Below are 1,439 nucleotides of genomic sequence, written 5' to 3' on the forward strand. Positions count from 1 at the left end.
ACCACGACGGCCTGCTCGACGAGGGGGTGCGCGGTGAGGATCGTCTCGATCTCGCCGGGTTCGATGCGGTGGCCGCGGATCTTGACCTGGTTGTCCAGGCGGCCCAGGTACTCCAGCTCACCGGCCGGGTTCCACCGGGCCAGGTCACCGGTGCGGTACATCCGCGCGCCGGGCGGCCCGAACGGGTCGGCGACGAACCGCTCGGCGGTTAATCCTGGGCGGTTGTGGTAGCCGCGGGCCAGGCCGTCGCCGGCGATGTAGAGCTCACCCGGGGTGCGGGCGGGGACCGGCTGCAGATAAGCGTCGAGGACGTAGACCTGGGTGTTGGCGATCGGCCGGCCGATCGTCGGGGTTCCGGTGACGGTGGCGGCGGTGGACCAGATCGTGGTCTCCGTCGGCCCGTAGAGGTTGATCAGCTCGGCCCCGTGCTCACGCAACTGCTCGGCCAGCGGCGCCGGCAACGCCTCACCTCCGGCCAGCAGGCGGATGCCGGTGAGCAGGGTCGGGTCGTGGGCGGTCATCATCTGCCACAGCGACGGGGTCGCCTGCATGACCGTGACCGCATGCTCGGTGAGTAGGTCAGCCAGCATGTGCGGGTCGGGCCGCTCGGCGAGTATCACCTGACCGCCGCAGATGAGAGGGCCGAACAACTCCAGCGCGGCGATGTCGAAAGCGACGGTGGTGACCGCCAGCAGCCGGTCCCGGCCGGTCAGGCGACAGCGCTGTTGCATGTCGGTGAGGAAATTGACCAGCGCGTGCTGGCTGACCACCACGCCCTTGGGCGTGCCGGTGGAACCCGAGGTGTAGATGACATAGGCGGCGTTATCCGGCGACGACCGGCGCACCGGATCGGTGTCGGGGTAGCCGGTCAGGTCACGCGCCAGTTCCTCCGGGCCGAGGTCCAGGACGGGTGCGGCGTCATCGAGCACGAACTCCACGCGGGCGGGCGGATAGGCCGGATCCAGCGGCACATAGGCGCCACCGCTCTTGGCCACGGCCAGCAGCGCCACCACCAGCTCGGCCGAACGCGGCAACCGCACCGCGATCCGCCGCTCCGGCCCCGCGCCCCGCTCAATGAGCCAGTGCGCCAGCCGGTTCGCCCGACCGTTCAGCTCCCGGTAGGTGAGCGTCCGCCCGCCGAAGGTCAGCGCCGGCGCCTCGGGAGTGAGCGCGGCCTGCCGTTCCACCAGCTCCGCCAGGGTCGTACGCGGCCGGGTCGCGGCGGTGTCGTTGACGTCCTCCACCAGGTGCCGTCGTTCGTCCGCGGTCACCACGCGCACCGAGCCCACGGAGGCGGCCGGGTCGGCCACGACCTGGCGGACGACGTCCGTGAACCGCTCGGCCAGCCGCTCGGCGGACGCTCGGTCGAACAGGTCCGCCGCGTACTCCAGCGTTCCCCTGCCGTCGGGCGAGAGGTTGAAGAACAGGTCGAACTTGGC

General features: G+C 71.2%; 1 protein-coding gene. It reads right to left on the minus strand.

The window, feature by feature from the left end:
- Positions 1–1,439, minus strand: a 1,439-nt coding sequence (locus ABFX50_RS50440) for a non-ribosomal peptide synthetase (protein WP_346158398.1), incomplete at both ends; no start/stop codon positions are given.

This window comes from Nonomuraea recticatena (assembly GCF_039533245.1).
GTDB classification, from domain to species: domain Bacteria; phylum Actinomycetota; class Actinomycetes; order Streptosporangiales; family Streptosporangiaceae; genus Nonomuraea; species Nonomuraea roseola.